This is a genomic window from Kitasatospora sp. MAA4 (assembly GCF_029893355.1).
Taxonomy (GTDB): Bacteria; Actinomycetota; Actinomycetes; order Streptomycetales; family Streptomycetaceae; genus Kitasatospora.
On the sequence record NZ_JARZAI010000008.1, the window covers coordinates 59476 to 82758 of the forward strand.

At 73.2% G+C, this 23283-nt stretch carries 19 protein-coding genes; 7 read left to right on the plus strand and 12 right to left on the minus strand.

Annotated features, from left to right (window positions below):
- The first annotated feature begins 20 nt into the window (after positions 1-20).
- The 3 genes from P3T37_RS13065 to P3T37_RS13075 all read left to right on the plus strand — a co-directional run bounded on the left by P3T37_RS13065 (position 21) and on the right by P3T37_RS13075 (position 2483).
- Positions 21-350, plus strand: coding sequence for an SHOCT domain-containing protein (locus P3T37_RS13065; RefSeq protein WP_280723732.1), 330 nt, complete (start codon positions 21-23; stop codon positions 348-350).
- 198 nt (positions 351-548) lie between these two features.
- Entirely contained in the window at positions 549-1643 is a 1095-nt protein-coding gene (locus P3T37_RS13070; protein WP_280723912.1) for a substrate-binding domain-containing protein, read from the plus strand.
- Positions 1644-1688: 45 nt separating this feature from the next.
- Entirely contained in the window at positions 1689-2483 is a 795-nt protein-coding gene (locus tag P3T37_RS13075) for an ATP-binding cassette domain-containing protein (protein WP_280723733.1), read from the plus strand.
- Here P3T37_RS13075 and P3T37_RS13080 read toward each other — a convergent pair.
- Positions 2419-3750, minus strand: a complete 1332-nt coding sequence (locus P3T37_RS13080) for an RNA-guided endonuclease TnpB family protein (protein ID WP_280723734.1) — start codon at positions 3748-3750, stop codon at positions 2419-2421. The genes P3T37_RS13075 and P3T37_RS13080 overlap by 65 nt on opposite strands.
- Before the next feature lie 227 nt (positions 3751-3977).
- Between P3T37_RS13080 and P3T37_RS13085 the strand changes: the two genes are divergently transcribed.
- Positions 3978-5246, plus strand: coding sequence for a sugar ABC transporter permease (locus P3T37_RS13085; RefSeq protein ID WP_280723913.1), 1269 nt, complete (start codon positions 3978-3980; stop codon positions 5244-5246).
- A gap of 87 nt (positions 5247-5333) precedes the next feature.
- Here P3T37_RS13085 and P3T37_RS13090 read toward each other — a convergent pair whose 3' ends face one another.
- The 10 genes from P3T37_RS13090 to P3T37_RS13135 are packed head-to-tail and all read right to left on the minus strand — an operon-like array spanning position 5334 to position 16915.
- A complete protein-coding gene (locus P3T37_RS13090; RefSeq protein WP_280723735.1) occupies positions 5334-5849 on the minus strand; it encodes a hypothetical protein in 516 nt (171 codons plus the stop codon).
- 35 nt (positions 5850-5884) lie between these two features.
- Entirely contained in the window at positions 5885-7135 is a 1251-nt protein-coding gene (locus P3T37_RS13095; protein ID WP_280723736.1) for a type III PLP-dependent enzyme, read from the minus strand.
- Entirely contained in the window at positions 7132-8883 is a 1752-nt protein-coding gene (locus P3T37_RS13100; RefSeq protein WP_280723737.1) for an IucA/IucC family protein, read from the minus strand. The genes P3T37_RS13095 and P3T37_RS13100 overlap by 4 nt, the downstream gene beginning before the upstream one ends.
- Positions 8883-10088, minus strand: a complete 1206-nt coding sequence (locus tag P3T37_RS13105; protein ID WP_280723738.1) for an MFS transporter — start codon at positions 10086-10088, stop codon at positions 8883-8885. Before P3T37_RS13105 ends, P3T37_RS13100 begins: the two co-directional genes overlap by 1 nt.
- The gene (locus tag P3T37_RS13110; protein WP_280723739.1) at positions 10085-11788 is read right to left on the minus strand and encodes an IucA/IucC family protein; all 1704 of its coding nucleotides are present in this window, start codon (positions 11786-11788) and stop codon (positions 10085-10087) included. Before P3T37_RS13110 ends, P3T37_RS13105 begins: the two co-directional genes overlap by 4 nt.
- The gene (locus P3T37_RS13115) at positions 11785-12984 is read right to left on the minus strand and encodes an ATP-grasp domain-containing protein (RefSeq protein WP_280723914.1); all 1200 of its coding nucleotides are present in this window, start codon (positions 12982-12984) and stop codon (positions 11785-11787) included. Before P3T37_RS13115 ends, P3T37_RS13110 begins: the two co-directional genes overlap by 4 nt.
- Before the next feature lie 58 nt (positions 12985-13042).
- Positions 13043-14047 carry an iron-siderophore ABC transporter substrate-binding protein gene (locus tag P3T37_RS13120; RefSeq protein ID WP_280723740.1) on the minus strand — a complete coding sequence of 335 codons (1005 nt, stop codon included), beginning with the start codon at positions 14045-14047 and terminating at the stop codon, positions 13043-13045.
- Positions 14048-14076: 29 nt separating this feature from the next.
- Complete coding sequence (locus P3T37_RS13125; RefSeq protein WP_280723741.1) at positions 14077-14901, minus strand: ABC transporter ATP-binding protein; 825 nt, start codon at positions 14899-14901, stop codon at positions 14077-14079.
- Positions 14898-15908, minus strand: coding sequence for an iron ABC transporter permease (locus tag P3T37_RS13130; protein WP_280723742.1), 1011 nt, complete (start codon positions 15906-15908; stop codon positions 14898-14900). The genes P3T37_RS13125 and P3T37_RS13130 overlap by 4 nt, the downstream gene beginning before the upstream one ends.
- 11 nt (positions 15909-15919) lie before the next feature.
- The gene (locus P3T37_RS13135) at positions 15920-16915 is read right to left on the minus strand and encodes an iron ABC transporter permease (RefSeq protein WP_280723915.1); all 996 of its coding nucleotides are present in this window, start codon (positions 16913-16915) and stop codon (positions 15920-15922) included.
- Between the two features lie 276 nt (positions 16916-17191).
- Here P3T37_RS13135 and P3T37_RS13140 point away from each other — a divergent pair, with 276 nt between their 5' ends.
- Genes P3T37_RS13140 through P3T37_RS13150 form a run of 3 tightly spaced genes read left to right on the plus strand, consistent with a single transcriptional unit; the run spans position 17192 to position 20974 of the window.
- A complete protein-coding gene (locus P3T37_RS13140) occupies positions 17192-17929 on the plus strand; it encodes a (2Fe-2S)-binding protein (RefSeq protein WP_280723916.1) in 738 nt (245 codons plus the stop codon).
- Positions 17930-17968: 39 nt separating this feature from the next.
- Entirely contained in the window at positions 17969-18892 is a 924-nt protein-coding gene (locus P3T37_RS13145) for a hypothetical protein (protein WP_280723743.1), read from the plus strand.
- 27 nt (positions 18893-18919) lie between these two features.
- A complete protein-coding gene (locus tag P3T37_RS13150) occupies positions 18920-20974 on the plus strand; it encodes a WD40 repeat domain-containing protein (protein ID WP_280723746.1) in 2055 nt (684 codons plus the stop codon).
- Positions 20975-20997: 23 nt separating this feature from the next.
- On the opposite strand, the gene P3T37_RS13155 is transcribed toward P3T37_RS13150, so the two are convergent.
- Positions 20998-23280 (minus strand): hypothetical protein, encoded by a 2283-nt coding sequence (locus tag P3T37_RS13155; RefSeq protein WP_280723747.1) that lies wholly within the window; start codon positions 23278-23280, stop codon positions 20998-21000.
- Positions 23281-23283: the final 3 nt, after the last annotated feature.

Consider the following 23283-nt stretch of genomic DNA (forward strand, 5'->3'; position numbering starts at 1 on the left):
GGCAGGAGAGGCGGCGCGCGATGAACTACCGATTTCCGCATCACCATGGCGGTGGCTGGATGGGCGGCTGGGGCGGTTGGGGCTTCGGTCTGGTGGCGCTCGGCGCCTTGGTCCTCCTGGTCCTGATCGTCGTCCTGATGGCGCTCATCTACCGCCGGCAGTCCTCGCACCAGTCGGTCGCCGCTGCCGGCGCCTCGCCGATGCGCTGGGCACCGCCCCCGCCCGAGGCCGGTCGCGAGCCCGGGCCCGACGCCGCCCGGATCCTGGGCGAGCGCTACGCCAGGGGCGAGATCGACGACGAGGAGTACCAGCGGCGTCTGAACATGCTGCGCGGGCCCGGGCCGCAGTGACGGCCGGCGGATCGTCGGCGCCCGACGGCGAGGTCGGGCGCTGACGGTTCGTCGGCTGGGGGGGCGGGGGCGGCCGGGGGCAGGCACACGTTCGGCCGAGCTGCGGTGGCAGGACCCGACGGGGCGTCAGAGACTCGGAGGCCGGGGGGCCCGACGTCTGGAGGCGTTCCCTTGAAGCTCGGCCTTTCCCGTGCCGTGATCGCGGCCACCGTGGTTTCCCTCGCCCTCGTCACCGCCTCGTGCGGCAGCGCGAAGAAATCGTCCGGCAGCTCGGCCGCCTCGGGCGGCAGCTCCACCGCGGCGATCAAGATCGGTCTGCTGCTCCCGGAGACCAAGACCACCCGCTACGAGCAGTTCGACAAGCCGCTGATCGAGGCGCAGATCAAGGCGCTGGACCCGAACGCGCAGATCGACTACTACAACGCGAACCAGGACGCGACCACCCAGCAGACCCAGGTGGACACCGCGCTGACCAAGGGCAACCAGGTGCTGATCCTGGACGCCGTGGACGCCAAGGCGATCCAGTCCTCCGTGCAGAAGGCGCACGACGCGGGCGTCAAGGTGATCGCCTACGACCGGCTGGCCCAGGGACCGGTGGACGCCTACGTCTCGTTCGACAACAACAAGGTCGGCCAGCTGCAGGGCGCGGCGCTGGTGGCCGCGGTCGGCGGCAAGGCCTCCAGCGGCAAGGCCTCCAGCGGCAAGATCATCATGATCAACGGCTCGCCGACCGACCCGAACGCGGCGCAGTTCAAGGCGGGCGCGCACAGCGCCATCGACGGGAAGCTCACTATCGGCAAGGAGTACGACACGCCGAACTGGGACCCGAACAACGCCAACCAGGAGGCCGCCGCCGGGATCACCGCGATCGGCGCCTCCAGCGTGGTCGGGGTCTACTCCGCCAACGACGGCATGGCCGCCGGCATCGCCACCGCGCTGAGCGCGGCGAGCCTCAAGGTCCCGCTGACCGGCCAGGACGCCCAGCTTGACGCGGTGCAGCGGATCCTGGTGGACACCCAGACCATGTCCATCTACAAGCCGTACAAGCCGGAGGCCGACACGGCCGGGACGATGGCGGTCGCGCTGGCCCAGTCCAAGCCGCTGCCCGCCTCCGCGACGCCGACCACCGCGACCAGCGGCAGCGGCCAGACGGTGCCCTCCGACCTGATCACCCCGATCGTGCTGACCAAGGACAACATCAAGACCACGGTGGTCGCCGACGGCCTCTACACGGTGGCCCAGATCTGCACGCCGCAGTACGCCTCGGCCTGCACCGCGGCCGGCCTCAGCTAGTCCAGAACCAGTCCAGAACCTCGGTCGGACAAGGGAGTTGGTACCGTGACAGTCGCACCCACGGCAGCTGCACCGGTCCTGGCGTTGCGCGGGATCTCCAAGCGGTTCGGCGCCGTCCAGGCACTGACCGACATCGAACTGGAGGTCCCGGCGGGCCAGGTGGTCGCCCTGGTGGGCGACAACGGCGCCGGGAAGTCCACCCTGGTCAAGTCCGTCGCCGGGGTCAACCAGCCGGACGAGGGCGTCATCGAGTGGCAGGGGCGGCCGGTCACCATCCACCGGCCGCAGGACGCCCAGCACCTCGGCATCGCCACCGTCTACCAGGACCTCGCGCTCTGCGACAACCTGGACGTGGTGGGCAACCTCTTCCTCGGCCGGGAGATCCGGCGGTTCGGGGTGCTGGACGAGGTCGAGATGGAGAAGCGTTCGCGGGAACTGCTCAACACGCTCTCCATCCGGATCCCCAGCGTGCGGATCCCGATCGCCTCGCTCTCCGGCGGGCAGCGGCAGACCGTCGCGATCGCCCGCTCGCTGATCGGCGAGCCCAAGGTCGTCATCCTCGACGAACCCACCGCGGCCCTGGGTGTTGAGCAGACCGCCCAGGTCCTCGACCTGGTCGAGCGGCTGCGCGACCGCGGCCTCGGGGTCATCCTGATCAGCCACAACATGGCCGACGTGATGGCCGTCGCGGACCAGGTCGCGGTGCTGCGCCTGGGCCGCAACAACGGCGTCTTCGACCGGCGCTCGACCAGCCAGGAAGAGATCATCTCCGCCATCACCGGCGCCACGGACAACGCCGTGACCCGCCGCAAGGCCCGTGGCACGGAGGGCAAAGATTGACATCCACCCCGCCCTGAAGGGCGGGGGCTCCTCCCGCGCCTGCGGTACGGCCACCCGTGCCGGTCAGATCGCTGAGGCGGGTTCCCCGTTCATCAGGCTGTGCCTGGAGTGGGATTGCCACACCGGGTCTTACCGGCCCTCCGGGGGCGTTTAGTCTGTCCGCCTGCCCGGCGGCCAGGATGTTTCGAGCAGCATTGAGGTCACGGTCATGGACCACACCGCACGCCGTACAAGCCCACTCGCGGATAGCGAGGGGTTTGGGCCCGTCGCGGTGCCCGCACTCCGAGCAGAGCTGGGAGGAAGGGAACGCACGATTGACGATGCCGACGGTCCGCCCGTACCGGGCTGCTTTCTCTTCGAGCAGTCGCCGGAAGGTGGACCATCCGGCGTCGTGGACGGACTTGGCCAAACGGCCACGGCTCAGGCCGCGCACATTCAGATCCTCCAGGTACACCGCTTGGGTTTCGCGGATGATGCTGGTGGTCTTCTTGTGCAGCCAGTCCATGCGGGTGTCGGCCACCTTGGCGTGCGCCTTGGCGACCTTCCTGCTGGCCTTCGCCCGGTTCTTGCTTCCCTTGGCCTTGCGGGAGAGTTCGCGCTGCACGGCCTTGAGCTTCTTCTCCGCCTTCCGCAGGAAGCGCGGATTGTCGATCACGGAGCCGTCCGAGAGGACGGCGTACGTGGTCAGGCCCAGGTCGATACCGACCTCGGCGTCCAGCCGGGGAAGGATCTCCGGTTCCACATCCACCACGAACGAGGCGTAGTACCGGCCCGACGACTCCAGCACGACCGTCACGGACGTCGGCTCGGCGGGAAGGGCCCGGGACCACTTCACCCGCACGTCGCCGATCTTCGCCAGGTTCAGCTTCCCGTTCCCCCGGATGCGGAACCCGTTGCGGGTGAACCGCAGCGACTGCCGTGTGTCCCGCTTGGACTTGAACCGGGGCAGTCCGACCTTCCGGCCCTGCCGCTTGCCAGACACGCTGTCGAAGAAGTTGCGGTAGGCGGTGTCCAGATCGCGCAGGGACTGGATCAGTGGGTCCACGCCCACCGAGGCCAGCCACGCGCGCTCGGCCGTCTTCTTCGCGGCCGTGATGACCTGCTTCTGCACATCGGTGGCCCTCGGATGCGGCAGGCCGCCCTTGCGGGCCTCCTTCCGCATCGCCAAAGCATCGTTGTACACCACCCGCGCGCACCCGAAAGTCCGGGCCAACGCGGAGCGCTGACCTACCGTCGGATAGACCCGATAGGAGTATCTGAGGTGCACGAGATCAAGCTACCGGGGCCCACTGACAACCCGGCCGGTCAGAACACCCGAGGCTCATTCTGGCGCTCCCTGCCGCCGAGCCAAGGAATCGCTCCCGCCTTCCGGGCGGGCGGACCCCCTTCTCATCGGCCTGAGGGCCGGGGCTTTCCGGGAGACATCAGGTGAGCAGCGACCACAACACCCCGGGGGACGACGGGTTCCACCGGGGCGAACTGCCCGAGGACAGGATGTCCCGGGACGGCGTCAACGCCCCCGTCCCGGTGGCGCCGGGGGCGGCGCCGGCCGTCGACCCGCGGCTGATCGTCCGCGAGCAGGGCGTGGCCGGGTACCTGGGGGAGTTCCGGCGGCGGATCGGTAGTGGCGAGTTGGGCTCGCTGCCCGTGGTGCTCGCGCTGATCGTCATCTGGGCCGTCTTCGGCAGCCTGAACAGCAGCTTCCTGTCGGCGCAGAACCTGTCCAACCTGTCGCAGCAGATCGTCGGCACCGGGATGATCGCCATCGGCGTCGTCTTCGTGCTGCTGCTGGGCGAGATCGACCTGTCGGTCGGCTCGGTCAGCGGGCTGTGCGCGGCGATCTTCGCGGTCTTCGACGTCACGCACGGCGTCAACGAGTGGGTGGCGCTGATCGCGGCGCTGGTCGGCGGCGCGCTGGTCGGGCTGATCCAGGGCCTGTTCTTCGCCAAGGTCGGCGTGCCGGCCTTCGTGGTCACGCTGGCAGGAAATCTGGCCTGGAACGGCGTGATGCTCCAGATCCTGGGCGCCAACGGCACGGTCAACCTGTCCGGCCACGACATCGTCTCGCGGCTCTACAGCACCATCTACGGGCAGCAGATCGCGGCGTACGGGGTGGCGGCGGTCGGCGTGCTGCTCTACCTGGGCGCGATGCTCTACGACGCCAACCGGCGGCGGCGGGCGGGGGTGCCGTTCCGGCCGCCGGTCGACATCGCGGTGCGCACCGTGCTGCTGGCGGTGGTGGGCTTCGTGGTGGCGTACACGCTCAACCAGTACAAGGGACTGCCGCTGGCGCTGCTGGTCTTCCTGATCTTCATCGTGGTGCTGGACTTCGTGCTGCGCCGGACCACCTACGGGCGGCGGATCTTCGCGCTGGGCGGCAACATCGAAGGTGCCCGGCGGGCCGGTATCAACGTCTCCTGGACCAGGATCTCGGTCTTCATGATCTGCTCGACCATGGCGGCGGTCGGCGGGCTCTTCCTCGCCGCGCAGATCCAGTCGGCCAGCCAGACCTCCGGCGGCGGCAACCTGCTGATGAACTCCATCGCGGCGGCCGTCATCGGCGGCACCAGCCTCTTCGGTGGACGCGGAAAGACGTGGTCGGCGCTGCTCGGTGCGCTGGTGATCGGCTCGATCCAGTCGGGCATGAACATCCAGGGGCTGAGCAATGCCATCCAGTTCATCGTCACCGGCGCGGTGCTGCTGGCGGCCGTGGTGATCGACTCGCTCTCCCGGCGGACCCAGCAAGCGGCGGGTCGCGCCTGAGGCAGGGGGTTCAGTCAGGGGTGGGAAACGGCCGGGAGCCCCGGCGCCTGGTGGCGCTGGGGCTTTCCGGTGTCCGGGGGCTGTGCATCAGGCGACCAGGCCCACCGTGCCGGAGCGGCCGACGCTGCGGGCCCGGACCCGGATGGTCACCAGGCGGGCGACGGCCTCGCCGAGTGCCATCAGGACGAAGGCCACCACCCAGGCCTGGGCGCCGGTGATCTGCTGGTTGCGGCTGAAGGTCTCGACGGTCTTGCTGAAGCCGGTGTGCTCCTCGGCCAGGACGAAGACGATCCGCGTGCCGATGCCGCCGATCCAGAGCGCGGCCGCCACCACGCCGGCCTTGGCGTAGACGCCCTGCCCGGTGTTCCAGATCCGGGTGGTGATCCCGCACAGCACCCCGATCAGCACGCCCAGGGCGCCCAGGCCCAGTTCGAGGCCGAGGTCCCCGCCGGCGGTCGGGAACTGCCGCAGGTAGTAGGCGGCGGTGGCGGCGATCAGGACGACCGGCAGGACGAGGCTCGCCGCGTCCAGCTTGCCGCCCTTGATCTGGCGCACGACGAGGAGGATCAGGACCAGCTGGACGCAGTACTCGGTGGTGTTCATGGGAAGAGCTTCCCGCGCGGGCGGGGGGTGGGTCGTCAGCCCGCGGGTGGGTGCGCGGGTGGAACCGGGGGGTCAACCCACGGGTTGAGACCGCTCAGGTAGTGGAAGCCGGGGCGCGGGTGCATCAGGAAGTCGTGGTGGGAGATGTTCCAGGCGTAGGCGCCGGCCAGCTGGAAGAGCACGCGGTCGGCGGCGCGCAGGCCGGGCGCGGGGGCGTCGCGGGCCAGGACGTCCTTGGGGGTGCAGAGCTGGCCGGCCAGGGTGGCCCGGCCGGTGCGGGCGAAGGGGCGCGGCCAGGGGTGCGGCCAGGCCGCGACCGGCAGGAGCGCGAACGGCTGGTCGTGGCCGCGGGTGGCCGGCGTGCGCAGGTGGTGGGTGCCGCCGCGCAGGACCGCAAAGTCCTCGCCGTGGCTGTGCTTCACGTCGAGCACCTCGGTCGCGTACCAGCCGCAGTACGCGGTCAGCGCGCGGCCCGGCTCGATCCGCAGCCGAAGACCTGGGTGGGGTGCGAGGAGCTGCGCCAGGCCGGCGCCGAAGGCGGGCCAGTCGAAGCGGGCGGCCGGGTCGGCGTAGTCGACGGCCATCCCGCCGCCGACGTTGACCTCGGCCAGCTCGAAGCGGTGGCGCCGGGCCAGGTCGACGGCCCAGGTGACCACCTGGCCGGCCACCGCGAGGTGTTCGGGGGCGTCCAGGCCGCTCGCCAGGTGGGCGTGCACGCCGCGCAGGCGCAGTTGGCGAAAGCGCGGTTCGGCGAGCAGCCGCACGCAGGCCTCGGCCCGTTCGGGGTCCAGGCCGAACGGCGTGGGTCGGCCGCCCATCGCCAGGGCGACGGAGTCCAGCGCGCCCGAGGCCACCGGCAGGTTCACCCGGAGCAGCACGTCGACCTCGGCCTCGGGAGTGGCTGCCAGCAACTCGGCCAGCCGGTACAGCTCCTGTTCGCTCTCCAGGTGCCAGCGGTGCACCCCCGGGCGCAGTGCCAGGGCCGTCTCGGCCGCCGTGCGGCCCGGGCCGCCGAAGGCCAGCGGGGCGCCTGGGACGGTGGCCCGCAGATGGGCCAACTCGCCGCCGGAGGAGACCTCGTAGCCGTCCACGGTGTCGCGCAGGGCGGCCAGGACCGGGGCCTCGGAGTTGGCCTTGGCGGCGTAGTAGAGCTCGACCCGCTCGGGGAGCGCGGCGCGGACGGCGGCGGCGTGGCGGCGCAGGGCGTCGAGGTCGTAGAGGTAGGCGGGCAGGGCGTCGGCGGGCAGGGCGGCGACGCGGTCCAGGACGGCGGGGGTCGGGTTCACCGGGCGCTCCCGGCGGGGATCCGGGTGTGGACGTGGGCGGCCTGGGCCAGCACGTCGGCGGCGAACGGCGAGGGCAGTCGGACGTAGCCGGCCTCGCGGTCGGCCTTGCGCTCCCAGCGGGTCAGCAGGTTGGCCTTGGCCGGCAGCGGCACGCCCGCGAGCAGCGCGTTCAGCCGTGGCGGGCAGCCGTGTTCGTCGCCGTAGGTCCGCAGGGTCGAGCGGACCAGCTCCCAGAGCTCCGGTTCGAGCTGCGGGGCCTGGTCGGCCAGTGCGGCCAGCAGCTCGGAGACGTGGTTGACCAGCAGGCAGTAGACCACCCGGTCCCAGCCGCGCTGCGCGTCATAGCCGATCGGGCCGGCCACCTCCGGCGGCAACTGCGCCAGCAGCGCGGCGTTGCGCTCCGGGACGAGCTTGGTGCCCTCCAGGTCGCGCAAGAGCACCTGGGTCGGGTGGCCGGCGCCGTCCACGCCGATCAGCACGTTCTGCAGGTGCGGCTCCAGCACCACGCCGTGGTCGAAGTAGGCGGCCAGCACGGGCGGCAGGAGCAGCCGCAGGTAGGCGGCCCACCAGGCGAGCAGGTCCTGCGGGCCGGCGCCGTCCAGCAGTCGGGAGATGTGCGCCGAGCTGGTCGGGTACTCGTCGGCGACGGCGGCGGCCAGCAGCGGGGTGACGCCAGGGCGAAGTCGGGCTGTCAGGTCCTCGCGGACGATCAGGCCGAAGCCCTCGAAGAGTGCGGTGTCGGGGGTGCCGTCCGGGCCGGGCAGGGCCAGGGTGCGGAAGCCCGGCTCGCGCAGCATCGCTGCGTGCGGGAAGCGGTCGGCCAGGTCGGCCAGGGCCGGCTCCAGCAGGCGGGTCAGCGCGACGGCGCCGGTCAGCTCGTACGCGGCGTTCTTGCGCAGGCAGTTGGTGATCCGCACGTTGAGGCTGAACTTGAGGAAGGCGCCGGCGCCGTGCAGGGTGCGGACGGAGGCGGTGGCGGCGAACTGCGGTCCGCCGGTGCCCAGATCGAGCACGTCGCCGACCGCGAGAGCGGCCCGCAGGGCCGGGTGGTCGGCGAGCAGCTCGTACTGCCAGGGGTGGGCGGGCAGCAGCCGGTAGCCGGCGGGGACGCACCGAGGGGGCAACAGGCCGTCCAGGACGGCGGTCGCCGCCGGATCGGTGTGCTGCTCGGCGATCAGGTGCTCGCGCACCGCGAGGTAGCGCAGGGCGAAGACGGCCCGGGCCTCGGGTGCATAGGCGGCCCAGGCCGCCGGGCCGGCCGAACGGGACTTGGGTGCGGGGTGGAAGCGGTGGCCGAACAGCAGGGCCTGTTCGGACTCCAGGTAGCGATCGGTGCCGGGGGCCGGGCGGCCGGCCAGCGCGGCGGCGACGCCCTGGTGGCTGGAGGCCAGTTGGTGAAGGAACTCCTCGTTGTGCAGACCGGTGCGCAGGGTCAGCTCCGCCTGGATGTGCTCGGCCAGTTCGCGCCAGTCCAACTCCCGCCAACCGCCCGGGATTTCCTCGCAGACCGGGCCGACGAAGCGGTGCGCGCCGAGCAGTGAGGTGCGGCGCAGGGCCACCCGGAGCAGCACCCCGCGCCGGGGCAGCCGGATCAGCAGCCGGCCGTCGGTGACGGCGCTCTGGTGCTCGGCCGAGGAGACCTCGCGCAGCAGGCAGTTGAGCAGGGTGTGGGCCACCGCCTGGTCGGCGGTGGGGAGTTCGGTGGGTGTGGCGGTGGGCGCGGGAAGCGAGGCCGGCAGGGCGGACATCAGCGGCTCCAACGGGTGTGGGTGAACAGGCGGGGGGCAGCGGCGGCGAGGGCGGCCGCGGTGCCGAGCAGGATCGGTGCGGCCGCGCCGTAGGCGGCGTTGGCCAGCGCGGCGGCCAGGCCGGCGGCCACCGCGCCGCCCTTGGAGATGAGTTCGAGTGTGCCGAACATCCGGCCCGGCGCCCGGCCGCGGGCGGCCTCGGCGGCGAGCACCGAGAGGCAGACCAGGCCGAGGGTGAGCCCGGCGCCGAGCAGCAGCCGGACCAGCACGAAGGCGAGCAGCGAGTGCGCGGGGGCGTGCCCGGCCAGGCCGAGCGCGACGAGCGCGAAGCCGAGGGCGAGGCCGGTGTGCGGCCGGTGCAGGAAGGTGCGGTGCACGCGGGAGGCGAACATCAGGTAGCACAGATGCGGCAGGGCGAAGAGCAGACCTGAGACGGTCGCGCTCACCCCGGGCAGGCGCTGGTCGACCAGGGCGATCAGGTAGGGGAAGGAGACGACGGTGGCGAAGACGAACGCGAACTCGTAGACGTAGAGCGGTCGCAGGGGGATGGCTGGGTGGTGTGCCGTGTTCTGTCGCGGCCCGCGGTGGTCGGCCGGTTGCTCGGGTTCGGGCAGCCGGACCAGCAGTGCGGCCGCGGCGAGCGGCAGGACGGCCATCAGCAGGTACTGGCGGTGCGGGGATATCCAGGGGGAGAGCGCGCCGACCAGGATCGGCGCGGCCACCAGGGAGGCTCGGGCGCTGCCCTGCATCAGGGTGAGCGCCCTGGAGAGCTGCGGGCCCTCCAGGGCGGCGGCCAGATAGCCGTTGGTGGCGGCGAAGGTGCCCCCGAGGAAGCCCTGGAGGACCAGCGCGAGCGCGAACGCCCACAGGCTGTCGGCCGCTCCGGCGAGCAGGAACGAGACGGTGAGCCCGAGTTGGGCGCGCAGCAGCAGGCGTTTGCGGCCGAAGCGGTCGGCCAGTCGGCCCCAGAGCGGGGCGCCGAGCGCGCTGAAGATCGTGGGCATGATGTAGAGCAGCCCGGCCCAGGAGCCCTTGCTGTCGCCGAGTCCGGGCAGGATCGCCGTGAGGTAGGGCGGCAGGCCCAGGGCGGCGAAGGAGGCGACGAAGTAGCAGGCCGCCACGGCGTGCACCTGGCGGCGCTCCAGCCCGGCCGGGCGGGCCTCGCCGCGGGCGGTGGCCCGGGCCTTGGCGGTGACAGTCCTCACGAGGCCACCGTGCGCAGGTAGTTAGGGCCGGTGGTGTAGTGCTTGTTGATGTCCGCCGCGCCCGAGCGCTGTTTGCTCAGCAGGCTTCCGGCGGTGACCATCGCCTTGACCGGCAGCCGGTCGGCGTCCAGCAGGGCCGCGCGCAGCGGGTCGCCGGCCGGTCCGAGCCGGTCCAGGGCCTCGGTCAGCCGGGTGCGCAGCAGGCCGAGGGTCACCGCCAGCGGTGCGCGGCCGGGCTCGGCGAGGGCGAAGGCGAGCGAGGCCGTGCAGAGGTGGCCGGTGATGGTGGTGAACAGGTCGGTCAGTGCGCGGTCGTCCTCGGTGAAGATCCGGGTGTCGTCGAACTCGGCTTCGTTGACGGGGAGATGGCTGCTGCGGAGGCGGCCTCGGTTGATCCGGGGGCCGTCGTTGTCCTTGTGGAGCAGGCGCAGGCGGCTGCCGTTCGCGGTCCGGTCGAGCACCAGGGAGGTGTTCTGCTGGTGCGACTCCAGGGCGATGCCGTGGCCGAAGAGGGTGACCTGCCAGTCCAGCAGCAGGGTGAGCAGGGCGTCGTAGAGGGCCAGCGGGTCGCCCGCGTAGAAGCGGTCGGCGAGGTGGTCCAGGACCAGCCGGCCGGACGGCGCGGGGGCTGCCAGGGCGGCCAGCGGCACCGTCACGGCCTCGTCCAGTCCGGCCGGGTAGCGGCGGGCCAGTACGGCGAGCAGCTCGTGGCCGGCGTGCGCGTAGCACTGCTCGTCCGCGAGCAGCACGGTCTGCCCGAAGCGCGGCTCGCGCGCGATCACCGCGGCCAGCAGCCGCTGGCCGGCCGCGCCGTCCTGGAGCGTGCCGGGCTTGATGGTCCGCCGGTTGCGCAGGCCCAAGGTGGCGGTGGCCAGTGGGAGTTTGAGGTGCAGGGAGGGGTCGGCGGCCACCGCGACGGTGCGTGTGGACAGCGTCGGGACGACCTCCAGGTAGCTGTGGTCGGCGAGTTCGGCGCGGTTGGTGAGGCCTGCTGCGCGCAGGGCGTCGTCAAGTGGCGCTCCGACCGACAACGGGTGGACGGGGATGGTGAGATGGCCGGCGCCGAGGTGGCCGAGGCCGAGGTCGGCCGGGGTCGGCCACCAGGGCGGCAGCGGTGCGCTGCCGTGCACGGTCAGCGCCGACTCCGGCAGGGCCAGCCAGCGCAGCTCGAAGGATGGGTGGAACTCCGGTGTGTAGGAGGTGATCTGACTGTCGGTCAAGTCGGAGCGGCCGCGTGAGGTCGGATAGACCGGGTGGTCCAGATAGGCGGCCAGCGTGTCGAAGGCCAGGCCGGCGCCGAGTCCGGTCCAGGCGGCGGGGTCGGGGCCGTAGCGCTCGGCCAGCCGTCCGTGCACGGCGGGCCGGGCGGCGGCGTGCAGGTGCAGGGTGGACAGGGTCTGCCGGCACTCCTCGGCGAAGGCGAGGTAGCCGGGTCGGTCCGCCGGGGCGGCGGCCGCTGCGCAGGCGGAGAGGATCGTGTCCAGGTCGGTCAGGCGGACGCCGTCGGCCTCCAGTAGCGGTGCCCGTACGGCGTACTCGCACTGGAAGCCGCCGGGGCCCACCGGCAGCGCGAACCGCGGGCCCAGGAGCCAGCGGCCGTCCGACCGGTCGACGGGGGTGCTGCGGGTGCGCAGGCCGAGGACGTCCTCGCGGAGCAGGGCGTCGAGCACCCGGAGTGTCAACTCGTCCTGGGGGTTCACGGGGTGATCTCCCAGCGGTGGGCGGCGAGGAAGCCGGCGACGGCGGCGTCCACCGCGCCCTGGTCCGCGCCGATCGCCCAGACCACGCCCAGGTAGTCGCGGTTGGTGCGGTAGTGCTCGTGGCGTTCGCCCAGTGGGCGCAGCGGGCGGTAGGCCAGCTGCACGCCGTCGGCCTCGGTGTCGTAGCGGCCGGGGGCGGCGGTGAGGGTCCCGGCGCGGTCGGCGCAGACCGCCTCGTTGCGGGCCCGGCGGTCGGTGCGGGGGCCCGGGACGGCGGGCAGCGGGCGGCCGAGGTGGGTGGCGAGCACCTGCTCGAAGTACGGGGTCTCCAGGATCTGGGCCAGCATCAGGTCGCACTGGTCCCCGATGGCCCGGTAGTTGACCTCGATGATGCGCGCCCGGCCGTCCGCCTGGAGGACGAACTCGGTGTGGCAGGCGCCCAGGCCCACGCCGAGCGCGTCCAGTTGGGGGAGCAGCTGGTCCAACACGGCCTGCGGGTAGGCCGGGACGAACTCCAGCACCTCCTCGACGAAGTGCGGCGGCGGCGAGAGGCGGGTGCGGAAGCCGCCGAGCACCCGGCGCTCGCGGCCGTCGCCCAGCGTCTCCAGGGTGTGCAGGTCGCCGCTGAGGAACTCCTCGACGACCAGCGCCGCGCCGGGCCTGCGGTGCTGGATCTCTCGGTGGCGCAGGGCCAGTTCGGCGGCGTCGCCGACCAGGGTGACGTCCTCGCTGGCCACCCCCTCGCGCGGCTTGAGCACGCAGGGGAAGGGCGGGTCGGCCAGCGTGGCCGAGTGCTGACCGGGGGTCAACTCGGCGGACCAGACGGTGTCCAGGCCGCCGGCGCTCAGGTGGCGGCGCAGCTCGGCCTTGTTCTTGGCCCGCAGGGTCGCCCGCCAGTCCTTGGCCGGCAGCCCGAAGTAGTCGGCGGCGAGCGCGGTCTGGGTCTGCAGGTGGTCGCTGTTGCTGAAGACGGCGGCGGGTGCGTGGTGGCGGGAGACCAGGCCGATCACCTCCCGGAAGTCCTGCACCTCGCAGGCCAGCACCTCGGGGGGTGAGGGAAGTTGGGCGTAGGCCCGCTGGTGCGCCTCGGCGTGGTCGGTCAGGACGGTGACGTCGAGGCCGAGTTGTGCGGCGGCCGGGAGGAAGCCCTGGGTGACCGAGTCGGTGGGGTTGAGGGCGAGCAGGTAGAGCCGCAAGATGGCCTCGTCGTTCGACATGGTGGGTGAGAGGGGAGGGTTACTGCGGGGCGGGGGGTTAATGCGGAACGGGGACGCCGGCGGCCTTGGCGATGTCGTTCAGCATCTGGTCGGCGGCCTGCACGCCGATGCCCGACATCCAGGTCTCGTCGGGGACGTTGAAGACCTTGCCGTTCTTCACGGCGTTCAGACTCTTCCAGACCAGCGTGGACTGGACCTGGCTCTCCTGGGTCTTGGTCGGGTCGTCCGCGACGGTGACGAAGACCAGGTCGGCGTCGGCCTTGTCGACCTGCTCGGGGCTGACCTCCAGCATCGCGCTGTCGACGTTCTGCGAGGCCGGGCGGCCCAGGCCGACGTCCTGAAGGACCGTGCCGCTGAAGGAGGACTTCTGGTAGAGGCGGGTCGGGCCGGCCACGAAGCGGACCACCGAGGCGGTCGGCATGGCGCCGCCGTTCTTCGCCTTGATGGCCTCGCCGAGCTCGGCGGCCCGCGCCTGGTAGTCGGCCAGCGCCTTCCTCGCCTCGTCCTGCCTGCCGAGCGCCTGGGCGTACAGCGCGAGGTTGGCCTTCCAGGGGAAGCCGGTGGTCTCGGCCAGGACGGTCGGGGCTATCGCGTTGAGCTGGGCGTAGATCTTCTCGTGGCGGACCTTGGAGGAGAGGATCAGGTCGGGCTTGAGGGAGGCGATCAGCTCCAGGTTGGGCTCCGCCATCGGGCCGACGTCCTTGGTGCCGCTGATCTCGCCCCTGAGGTAGGACGGGAAGCCGCCCTCGGTCTTCATGTGCGGGGAGACCGCGCCGACCGGGGTCAGGCCCAGCAGCGTGACGTCGTCCAACTCGCCGCTGTCGAGCACCACGACGCGCTGGGGCCGGCTCTTGATCTCGGCGGTGCCCATCGCGTGCTTGACGGTGGTGGGGAAGCCGGCGGTGGAGCCCTGGGAGGCGGCGGCGGTGGTGCTGCCCGATCCGCTGCTGCCGCAGCCGGCCAGCAGGGTGGTGCTGAGGGCGACGGCGAGGACGGCGGCAGGCAGGGTGCGGAGTCGGGTGGAGGGGGTGCGCTGGGTCACGGGAGTTCCTGGTTCGGGTAGTTGGGGGGTCAGTGGGTGGTCGGCCGTCTGGCGCGGGCGCGCGGGACGACCAGCGGGGTGCCGGTCTCCGGGTCGGGTACCACCTGGCAGGGCACCTCGAAGACGGCCTCGACGAGGGCGGCGTCCAGCACCTCGGCGGGCGGTCCCGCGGCGGCCAGCCGGCCCTCGTGCAGGACCACCAGGTGGTCGGCGTAGCGGGCCGCCTGGCCGAGGTCGTGCAGCACCATGACCACGGTGCGGCCCGCGTCAGTGTTCAACTCGGCGACCAGGTCGAGGACTTCGAGCTGGTGCCGGAGATCGAGGAAGGTGGTCGGCTCGTCCAGCAGGAGCAGCTCGGTGTCCTGGGCCAGGGTCAGGGCGATCCAGGCGCGCTGGCGCTGGCCGCCGGAGAGCCGGTCCACCGGCTGGTCGCGCAGCTCGGCCGTCCCGGTGCGGGTCAGCGCCTCCTCGACCGCGGCCTGGTCGGCGGCCGACCAGGGGCTGAGCATCCGCTGGTGCGGGTAGCGGCCCAGGCGGACCAGCGACTCGACGGTGATCGCTTCGGGGGTGACCGGCTGCTGCGGCAGCAGTCCCATCCGCCGGGCGAGCGTGCGGGCCGGCATCCGGTGGACGTCCGAGCCGTCCAGCGTGACGGTGCCGGCGGCCGGGTCGAGCAGCCGGGTGAGGCCGCGCAGCAGGGTGGACTTGCCGCAGGCGTTCGGGCCGACGATGGCGGTGACCGCGCCGCCGGGCAGCGTGAGGTCCAGGCCGTCGACCACCGTGCGGCTGCCGTAGCGCAGGGCCAGGCGGTGGGTGGCGAGTTCGTTGCGAGTGGCGGTCGCCAGGGTGGTCATGGGGTGCTCCGGTCGGCGGCGGGTCGGCGGATCATCAGGACGAGCAGCCAGGGCGCCCCGAGGGTGGCGGTCATCGCCCCGACCGGCAGGCCGTGGACCGGCAGCAGGTGCAGCACGATCAGGTCGGCGCCCAGCAGCAGGACGCCGCCGGTGAGCGCGGTGAGGGCCAGGGTTGCGGGGGTCGGCGGCCCGGCCAGGAAGCGGACCAGGTGCGGGACGGCCAGGGCGACGAAGCCGACCGGGCCGCTGAGCGCGGCGGCCAGTGAGGCCAGCGCGATGGTCAGCAGCAGGAGGTGCAGCCGGGCGCGGGCCGGCGTCAGGCCGAGTGCGCCGGCCGACTCCTCGCCCAGGTCCAGCACCGACAGTCGGCGGCTGTGCAGGAAGGCGGCGGTCAGTACCGCGGCGACCGCGCCGCCGCCGGCCCAGACCTCGGGCCAGGTGCTGCCGTACAGCGACCCCGTCGTCCACTGGAGGGCGGAGGAGGCGAGTTCGGCCGGGAAGCGGACGATCATCAGGTTCACCGCGGCGGCGAGTCCGGCCTGCACGGCGAGCCCCACCAGTACCAGGCTGCCGACCGCCACCCGCGAGCGCCGGGCGAACGCGCCCAGTGCCAGCGCCGCGAGCAGTCCGCCGCCCAACGCGGCCAGCGGGGTGAGCAGTTGCGAGGCGCCAGTGGCCAGCAGCAGGACCGCGCCGAACGACGCGCCGCCGGTCACCCCGACCACGTCGGGCGAGGCGAGCGGGTTGCGGAACAGCCGTTGCAGCAGCGAGCCGGAGACGGCCAGCGCGGCGCCGGCGATCAGGGCGGCGAAGACGCGGGGAGCGCGGAACTGCTGGACCACCAGGACGTCGCCCGGGTCGCCCAGGCCGACGAGCGCGCGCAGCGCCGTCCCGGCGGGCATCGAGGCCTGACCGGAGCTCAGGCCGAGCGCGGTCAGGGCGACCAGTGCGGCCAGGGCCGCCGCGCAGAGCAGCAGGGTGCGGTGGCGGGCTGCTCGCCGTGCCACTGGGAGGACGGTCACCGGGCCGCCCTCCGCGCCAGTACGGCGAGCAGCGGGGCGCCGAGGAAGGCCGTGACGATGCCGACCTCCAGTTCGGAGGGCCGTACCACCACCCGGCCCAGCACGTCGGCGGCCAGCAGCAGGATCGGACCGGCGATCAGGCAGCCAGGCAGCAGCCGGCGGTGGTCGGGGCCGAGCACCAGCCGCACCAGGTGCGGCGCGGCCAGTCCGACGAACGCCACCGGCCCGGCCACCGCGACCGCGCCCGCCGCCAGCAGGACGACGGCGAGGCCGCCGAGCACCCGGATCCGGGTCACCGGCACGCCGAGCGCCTGGGCGCTCTCGTCGCCCAGCGCCAGCGCGTTGAGTGCGGGGGCGACGGCGAAGGCGAGGGCCAGGCCGAGGACGATCAGCGGCAGGACGGGGGTGAGCACGTCCAGACCGCGGCCGGCCAGCGAGCCGGCCAGCCAGAACCGGGCCTCGTCCAGGGTGCGCCGACTGGTGAGCATCAGGGCCGAGGTCCAGGAGGTCAGCACCGCGGCGAGCACGGTGCCGCCGAGCGCGAGCCTGGTCGGGTCCAGGTCGCCGGCGCGACGGGCCATCGCCTGGGCAGCGAGTGCGGTGGCGGCGGCGCCGGCGATCGCGAACCAGACGTACTCGACCGGGCGGGTCAGGTGCAGGGCGTAGATCGCGGTGACCACGGCGAAGCTCGCGCCCGCGTTGATGCCCAGCGTGGTCGGCGAGGCGAGCGGGTTGCGGGTGATGCCCTGGGCGACCGCGCCGGCCACACCGAGCGCGGCACCGACCACCAGTCCGATGATCGTGCGCGGCACGCGGAGCCCGGTGACCACGTCCGCGTCCGCGTCCCGTCCGTGGCCGGCGCCGCTGCCGAGCAGGGCGTCGAGCACGGTGGAGAGCGGGAGGGGGCGGGATCCGAGGGCAAGGCTCAGGGCGATGCACAGCACCAGGACGCAGAGTCCGACGGCCGGCAGCAGAGACTGCCGGACGGTCAGAGAACGCTGCGCCGGGGCCGTGGAGGCCGGCAGGTCGTTTCTCAGCACGGCCTCAGCTTAGGTTAGGCAACCCTAATTTAGTCAAGTTTGACCAAGTGGCTCGATTGGGTGGGTGAGGGTAATGGAGCGTGCCCTGACTACCTGTAAGGTGAGGCTCACCTTAGTTGTGAGGGGGAGACCGTGCTCGACACTCCGGACGTCTACCGGCGGTTGACCGATGCCTGCGGAACGCTGCGGGTGTCGGTGCTGGAGGGCGGAGCCTCGCCCGTGTCGCGGGTGGGTCGGGAGTGGGTCTCCGCAGCCGACCTGACGCGGTGGCGGGAGCGGCTGGTCGAGGCCGAAGTGCGGCGCATCCAGGCCGAGTACGGGTGCGTGGCGCCACCGCACGTGGCCGCGTCGCGATTGCTGCACCACTACCTCTGGTCGGCCTGCCTGCTGCTCAGCGGCCCGTGGTACCTGGACCGCCGGGTGCTGCGGCTGCGGCCCGAGGACGTCTGGATCGAGGCGGCGTCAGGTGACCTGGCCGTGCGGCCGGGGGGCTTCGCGTGCCTGGCGGGGGATCCTGCGGCCGGTGGTGAATGTGGTGGAAATGTGCGAGAGAGGGGGGTGCGGGTGGTGGCGGGGGAGGAGGAGCTTCGGGCCGAGCTGCGGGCAGCCGTCGTGGCGCACGCGGCAGGTGTGCTGGAGGCGTTCCGCCCGGTCGTGAAGCGCGGCGACCGGGCGCTGTGGGGCATGGTGACCGACGACCTGGTCTCCGGGATCTGGCACCTGGGCCGGATGCTCGGGGACGAGGAGCGCGCGGTGGCCGAGGCGGCAGTCCTCCTGCCCGGCGGCCCGCCGCCGTTCCCCGGCGGCGCCGCCTTCCGCCGGCTGCCGGGCACCGACGGGCGCAGCCACCACCTGACCCGCACCCGGCTGGGCTGCTGCCTCTACTACACGATCCGGCCGGCCGACACCTGCGTCACCTGCCCGCGCACCGGCGACGCCGAGCGGGTGCGCCGGCTGGAGGGGTGAGCCTGTCCTGCTGTCAGGGAGGTGTGTCAGAGTCTGCGCATGCTCGAGATCGTGGTGAAGACGGAGAACTGGGAGCGGCACGTCCGTGTGTCCGCGGAGGATCTGGCCGGCTTGGTCCGGCGGATCGGCACTGACGGTGACCGGTACCTGGTGGTCCATCGGATACCCGACCTGCCCGACGTCTTCGCCCAGGTCTGGCACAAGGCCGGTGGGGCCTACACGCTGGAGCACCGCGACGGCGCCGCCGACCGGCACTTCCAGGTGATCGTCGACGGCGCCGAGGCTGAGGCCGTCATCGCGGCGATGACCGGCTGGGCCCGCCAGGAGAATGGTTGGGGCGCCGGTCTGGAGTGGTCGCTACTGGACATGGGCCCCACCCGCGAGGTGCCGCCGCTGGACCTGGACGAGGGTGAGCGCGAGGAGTTGGAGGGGCGCGTCCGCGAGGTGCTGGTCGGCGGCTACGCCTCCCGTGCCGAACTGGCGGAACTCGCCGAGGACTACCTGGTCACCGCGGACCGCCGGCCCGTGTCGCGCGAGCAGGCGGAGGCGCTGGTCGACCGGATATGGCTGGAGCGCGTCGCGGAGCAGGCCGAATGGCAGGGCGAGACCGACCCTGAGCGGCTCACCCGCGCGTTCGGCGCGCTGCGGGAAGCCGGCATCACCGCCCGCGAGAACTTCACCTGCTGCCGCAGTTGCGGCCAGTCCGAGATCGGCGGCGAAGGCGGGCCCGACGCCCGCGGCTTCGTGTACTTCCACACGCAGTGCACGGACTCGGCCGCTGCCGGCCACGGACTGATGCTGCTCTACGGCGGCTTCGACGACTCGTCCGAGACCACCGCGGCCATCGGCCGCGAGGTCATGGCCGCCCTCGAAGCGGCCGGCCTCACCGTCGAGTGGGACCGCGATCCCGGCCGGGCCATCACCATCACCCCGCTGGACTGGCGCCGGCGCCTGATCGGATAGAGATCGCCTGCGGGTACTGTGCCGGTCATGTCCGATGATCTGCGGGACATCCGCCCGGGTGTTGAATCTGCCGTGGCCGCCGAGCGGTTGGCCGATCCGGTGTTCCTGGTGAACGCTGACCCGGGATCGGTGACGGCGTTGCTGGATGCGGCGTCGGGTCCGGCTGCGCGATTGGCCTCGTCGGTGTACCGGGCCTCGACACACCTGCATCCTGCCGTCACTGCGGGGGTGCGCCGACAGCTGCTGGCGCTGGACGCGGCCCGTTACGGGGACCGGGAGCTGTCGGCGCGGATCACCGCAGTACCGGTGGAGGACGAACCCGCCGCATCGTGGGGCGTCGAGTGGGCCACCGGCTCCCAGCTCGACCGGTCCGTGCGTCGTATTCCGACCGCCCACACCGACGCGTTGCTGGCGGTGGCGACGGCGGTGGTCGACGGCCGCCCTGTGGCGGTCACTGGCGGGACTGACCGGAGCGTGCGGGTGTGGGACCTGACCACCGGCCGGCAGGTCGGCCAACCCCTCGCCGGCCACACCGGCCAGGTGTGCGCGGTGGCGACGGCGGTGGTCGACGGCCGTCCCGTGGCGCTCATCGGCAATAGTGACCGGACCGTGCGGGTGTGGGACCTGACCACGTGCGAGCAGATCGGCCAACCCCTCACCGGCCACACAGCTGCGGTGTCGGCGGTGGCGACGACGGTGCTCGACGGCCGTCCCGTCGCGGTCACCGGCAGCGGCGACGTGCGGGTGTGGGACCTGACCACGTGCGAGCAGATCGGCGAACCGCTCACCGGCCACACCCATGCTGTGTGCGCGGTGGCGACGGCGATGCTCGACGGCCGTCCCGTCGCGGTCACCGGCAGCCACGACGAGACCGTGCGGGTGTGGGACCTGACCACGTGCGAGCAGATCGGCGAGCCGCTCACCGGCCACGAGGAGGCGGTGCGAGCGGTCGCGACGGGGGTGGTCGACGGCCGCCCTGTGGCGGTCACCGGCAGCGAGGACGAGACCGTGCGGGTATGGGACCTGACCACCGGCCGGCAGATCGGCCGACCTCTCACCGGTCACGACGGCTGGGTGCTGTCGGTGCTCACGACAACGATCGACGGCCGCCCATGCATCGTCAGCGGAGGCGAGGACTGGACGCTCCAGGTGTGGGATCTGACCACCGGCAAGCAGGTCGGCGAGCCGGTGAACGGCAACACCGACAAGGTGCGGGCGGTGGCGACGGCGGTGCTGGACGGCCGTCCCCACGTGATCGCCGGCAGTCAGGACGGGATGGTGCGGGTGTGGGACCTGACCTCAGGCGGCCAGGTTGGTGGGCCGCCCACCGGCCACACCGGCGATGTGAACGCGGTGGCGACGACAGTGGTCGACGGCCGCCCCGTGGCGGTCACCGGCGGCGACGGCACGGTGCGGGTCTGGGACCTGACCACCGGCCGGCAGATCGGCCTGCACCTCACCGGCCAGGACGACTGGGTGGGGGCGGTGGCGACGGCGGTGGTCGACGGCCGTCCCGTCGCGGTCGCCGGCAGCCACGTGCAGGTATGGGACCTGACCACGTGTCAGCAGATCAGCGAGCCGCTCGCCGACCACGAGGAGGGGGTGAACGGGGTGGCGACGGCAGTGGTCGACGGCCGCCCTGTAGCGATCACCGGCAGCTGGGATGACGTACGGGTCTGGGATCTGACTGTGGGTCAGCAGGTCGGTGAGCCTCTGACGGGCCACATCGGCGATGTGAACGCGGTGGCGACGGGGGTGGTCGACGGCCGCCCCCTGGCGGTCACCGGCGGCAGCGATGGCACGGTGCGGGTGTGGGACCTGCCTGCGGGTCAGCAGGTCGGTGAGCCTCTGACGGGCCACATCGGCGATGTGAACGCGGTGGCGACGGCGGTGGTCGACGGCCGCCCCCTGGCGGTCACCGGTGGCGACGACGGCACGGTGCGGGTGTGGGACCTGACCATCGGCGACCAGGTCGGGCCGGAGTCGGTGTTCCCGCTGGGGGTCTGCGCGGTGGCTGTGGTGCCGGATGGTCGGTTGGTGGTGGGCTTCGGCTGGGAGGTCGCGGTGTTGGCCCGCCGTTGACCGGGGCCCAGGGCGGCCGGTGCTCAGCGGGTGGTGGCGATGCCCGGGGTGAGGGTGGCGGTGGTTGGGCGGGTCGGGGGGCGTAGCTGGGCGGTGGGGAGGGTGTCGCGGCGGGCGAGCCAGCCGAGTAGGCGTTCGCAGGTCTGCTGGTCGCGCTCGTCCGCTGTCTGCTCCGCGCTCTCGGTGCCCAGTTCGCGCAGCAGGACGCGGGCGGGGGCGCTCTCCTCGTCGTCCGCGGGCAGCAGGGCCAGTACGGTGAATCGGGTGCCGGGCGCGAAGACCACCTCGGGCTCCTCGCCGGGGGCTGCGAACACCGCGGTCCGGCGGCCGGTGGTGGACCAGACGGCGAACTCGACCGGCGCGCCCAACGCGACCTCGTGGGACGGGAATCCGGCGAGGGCGGCGGGTTCGGTGAGGATCGCGCCGGGTGTGTAGTGGCGCAGCTCCTCCGGTCCGGCGTCGGCGCCGAGCAGGACCGCGCCGTGGTGGCTGGGCAGCCGGCGCAGCCCGGAGCCGAGGCAGGCCAGCACGGGGGTGAGCGGTCCGGGGGTGGAACTCCTTGCGGCGCGGGCGAGTTCGGCGCGCGAGGCGGGGTCCTGCGCGTCGAGGTGGTGCAGGAGGACGGCGACCAGGTCGGGTTTGAGGTCGTCCTGGAGTGAGGAGCGCAGTGAGGGGAGCCTGGTTCCGGCCTGGTCGGCGCGGCTGGCCAGGCGCTGGAAACGGTCTCCCAGGAGGGACCTGAGGGCCTCGCGCTCGGCGGGGGTGCTGGTGCCGGTGTGCGCGGGGGAGGCGGGGGTGGGGACCGGGCCGGTGGTGATGGCGGCGGGTGGGGGAGTGGGGAGTGGGGGAGCGGGGAGTGGGGCGGGTTCGGGTTCGGGTTCCGGGGCGGGTTCCGGTGCGGGGGTGGGGAGTTCGGGCTGCGGCTGGGGGTCCGTCCAGTCGAGCTTGTGCAGGCGGGCGCTGAACCGGGCGACGGCCTCGGAGCCGGCGTCGGTCGTCCCGGCCACCAGTAGACCGAGCCGGACGTCCCCGAACGGCGGTACGCCCGCCAGGAGTTCACCCAGCCCCTCCCACACCTGCGCGCCCACCGGCCGCCCCTGCTCGCCGACCACCAGCAACGGCCGTGCGGCGTCCGGGATGTACTGCCGGGGTGCGCAGTCCTGCGGGTCCTGCGGGCGGAGCCAGAGCCCGGCGGGGACGGCCTCCAGCTGCCAGTCCGGCGGCGCGCTGAACTGGGCCGGGCCGCAGGGGGTCCAGTGCTCGGGGCGGCTGCGCCAGGCCGAGGCGACCACCTGGTGGCGGTCGGCGGAGGCGGTCAGTTCGACCAGGAAGGGCTCCCAGCCGAGGCGGCCGTCGGCGTGCAGCAGCCGGGCCGAGCGGCCGTCGGCGGTGCGCATCGGCAGTCCGACGGCGGCCCGCACGTCCCGGCCCAGCCGGGCGGCGAGTTCGGCGGCCAGCGCGACGAGTTCCACCGGGGTGGACCAGGGCGCGCTGAGCAGCAGGCCGGTGTTGGGGGGTGCCAGATGGGTGAGGGCGGTGACCAGGTGGTCGGCGGGCAGCAGCGGGGCGGCCGGGTGGCCGACGACCAGGACGAAGCTGTCGGGCTCGGCCGAGACGCCCTCAAGTGCCGTGGAGTGGAAGCCCGCAGGCTCGCCGTCGGACCTGAGCCAGCAGCCGGACGGTAGGGGGGTGAGCAACGGGCCGTCCGGGCCGAAGAGTTCGGTCGAGGAGATGGCGAGAGGGGGTTCGGGGGCGGGAAGGGGTTCGGGGGGCGGCCAGAGCTCGCCGAGGCGTTCGGGTGTCCCGCCCGGTGGGCAGCGCCACCAGGAGCCGGTCGCCAGGAGGGTGCCGTCCGGGCGGATCGAAACCAGCCCGTCCGGCGCGACCACCGGCAACCCGGCCTGCTCGGCGACCCGTTCGGCCGGACGGGGCCCGCCGGCCGGCGCGGCGGCGAGTCCGGAGGCGGCCAGCACCAGGGCGCCGGCGCCGCGCTCGGCCGCCGTCCGGGCCAGCTCGGCCAGGTGGGCGCGCAGGACGGGCGCGGCGTCGGCGGCCGCGGCGACCAGGACCAGGGTCTGCGGGTCGGCCCGCAGGCCGGCCAGCGCGGCCGTCAGCCCGTGGTCGTCCGCGGCGGCGATGACGAAGTGCGGGCCCACCGCGCGCAGCGTCGACGGGCCGGTGCTCTCCTCGGTACCGCGGACGGCGCCGAGCCGCCCGCGCACCCGGCGCAGCGCCCGCCGCGGCAGGCTGCGGGCGGGTGCTTCGGGGACGTCGGCGGTCCGCGGTTGCGGGGTCGGCGCGGGCATCCG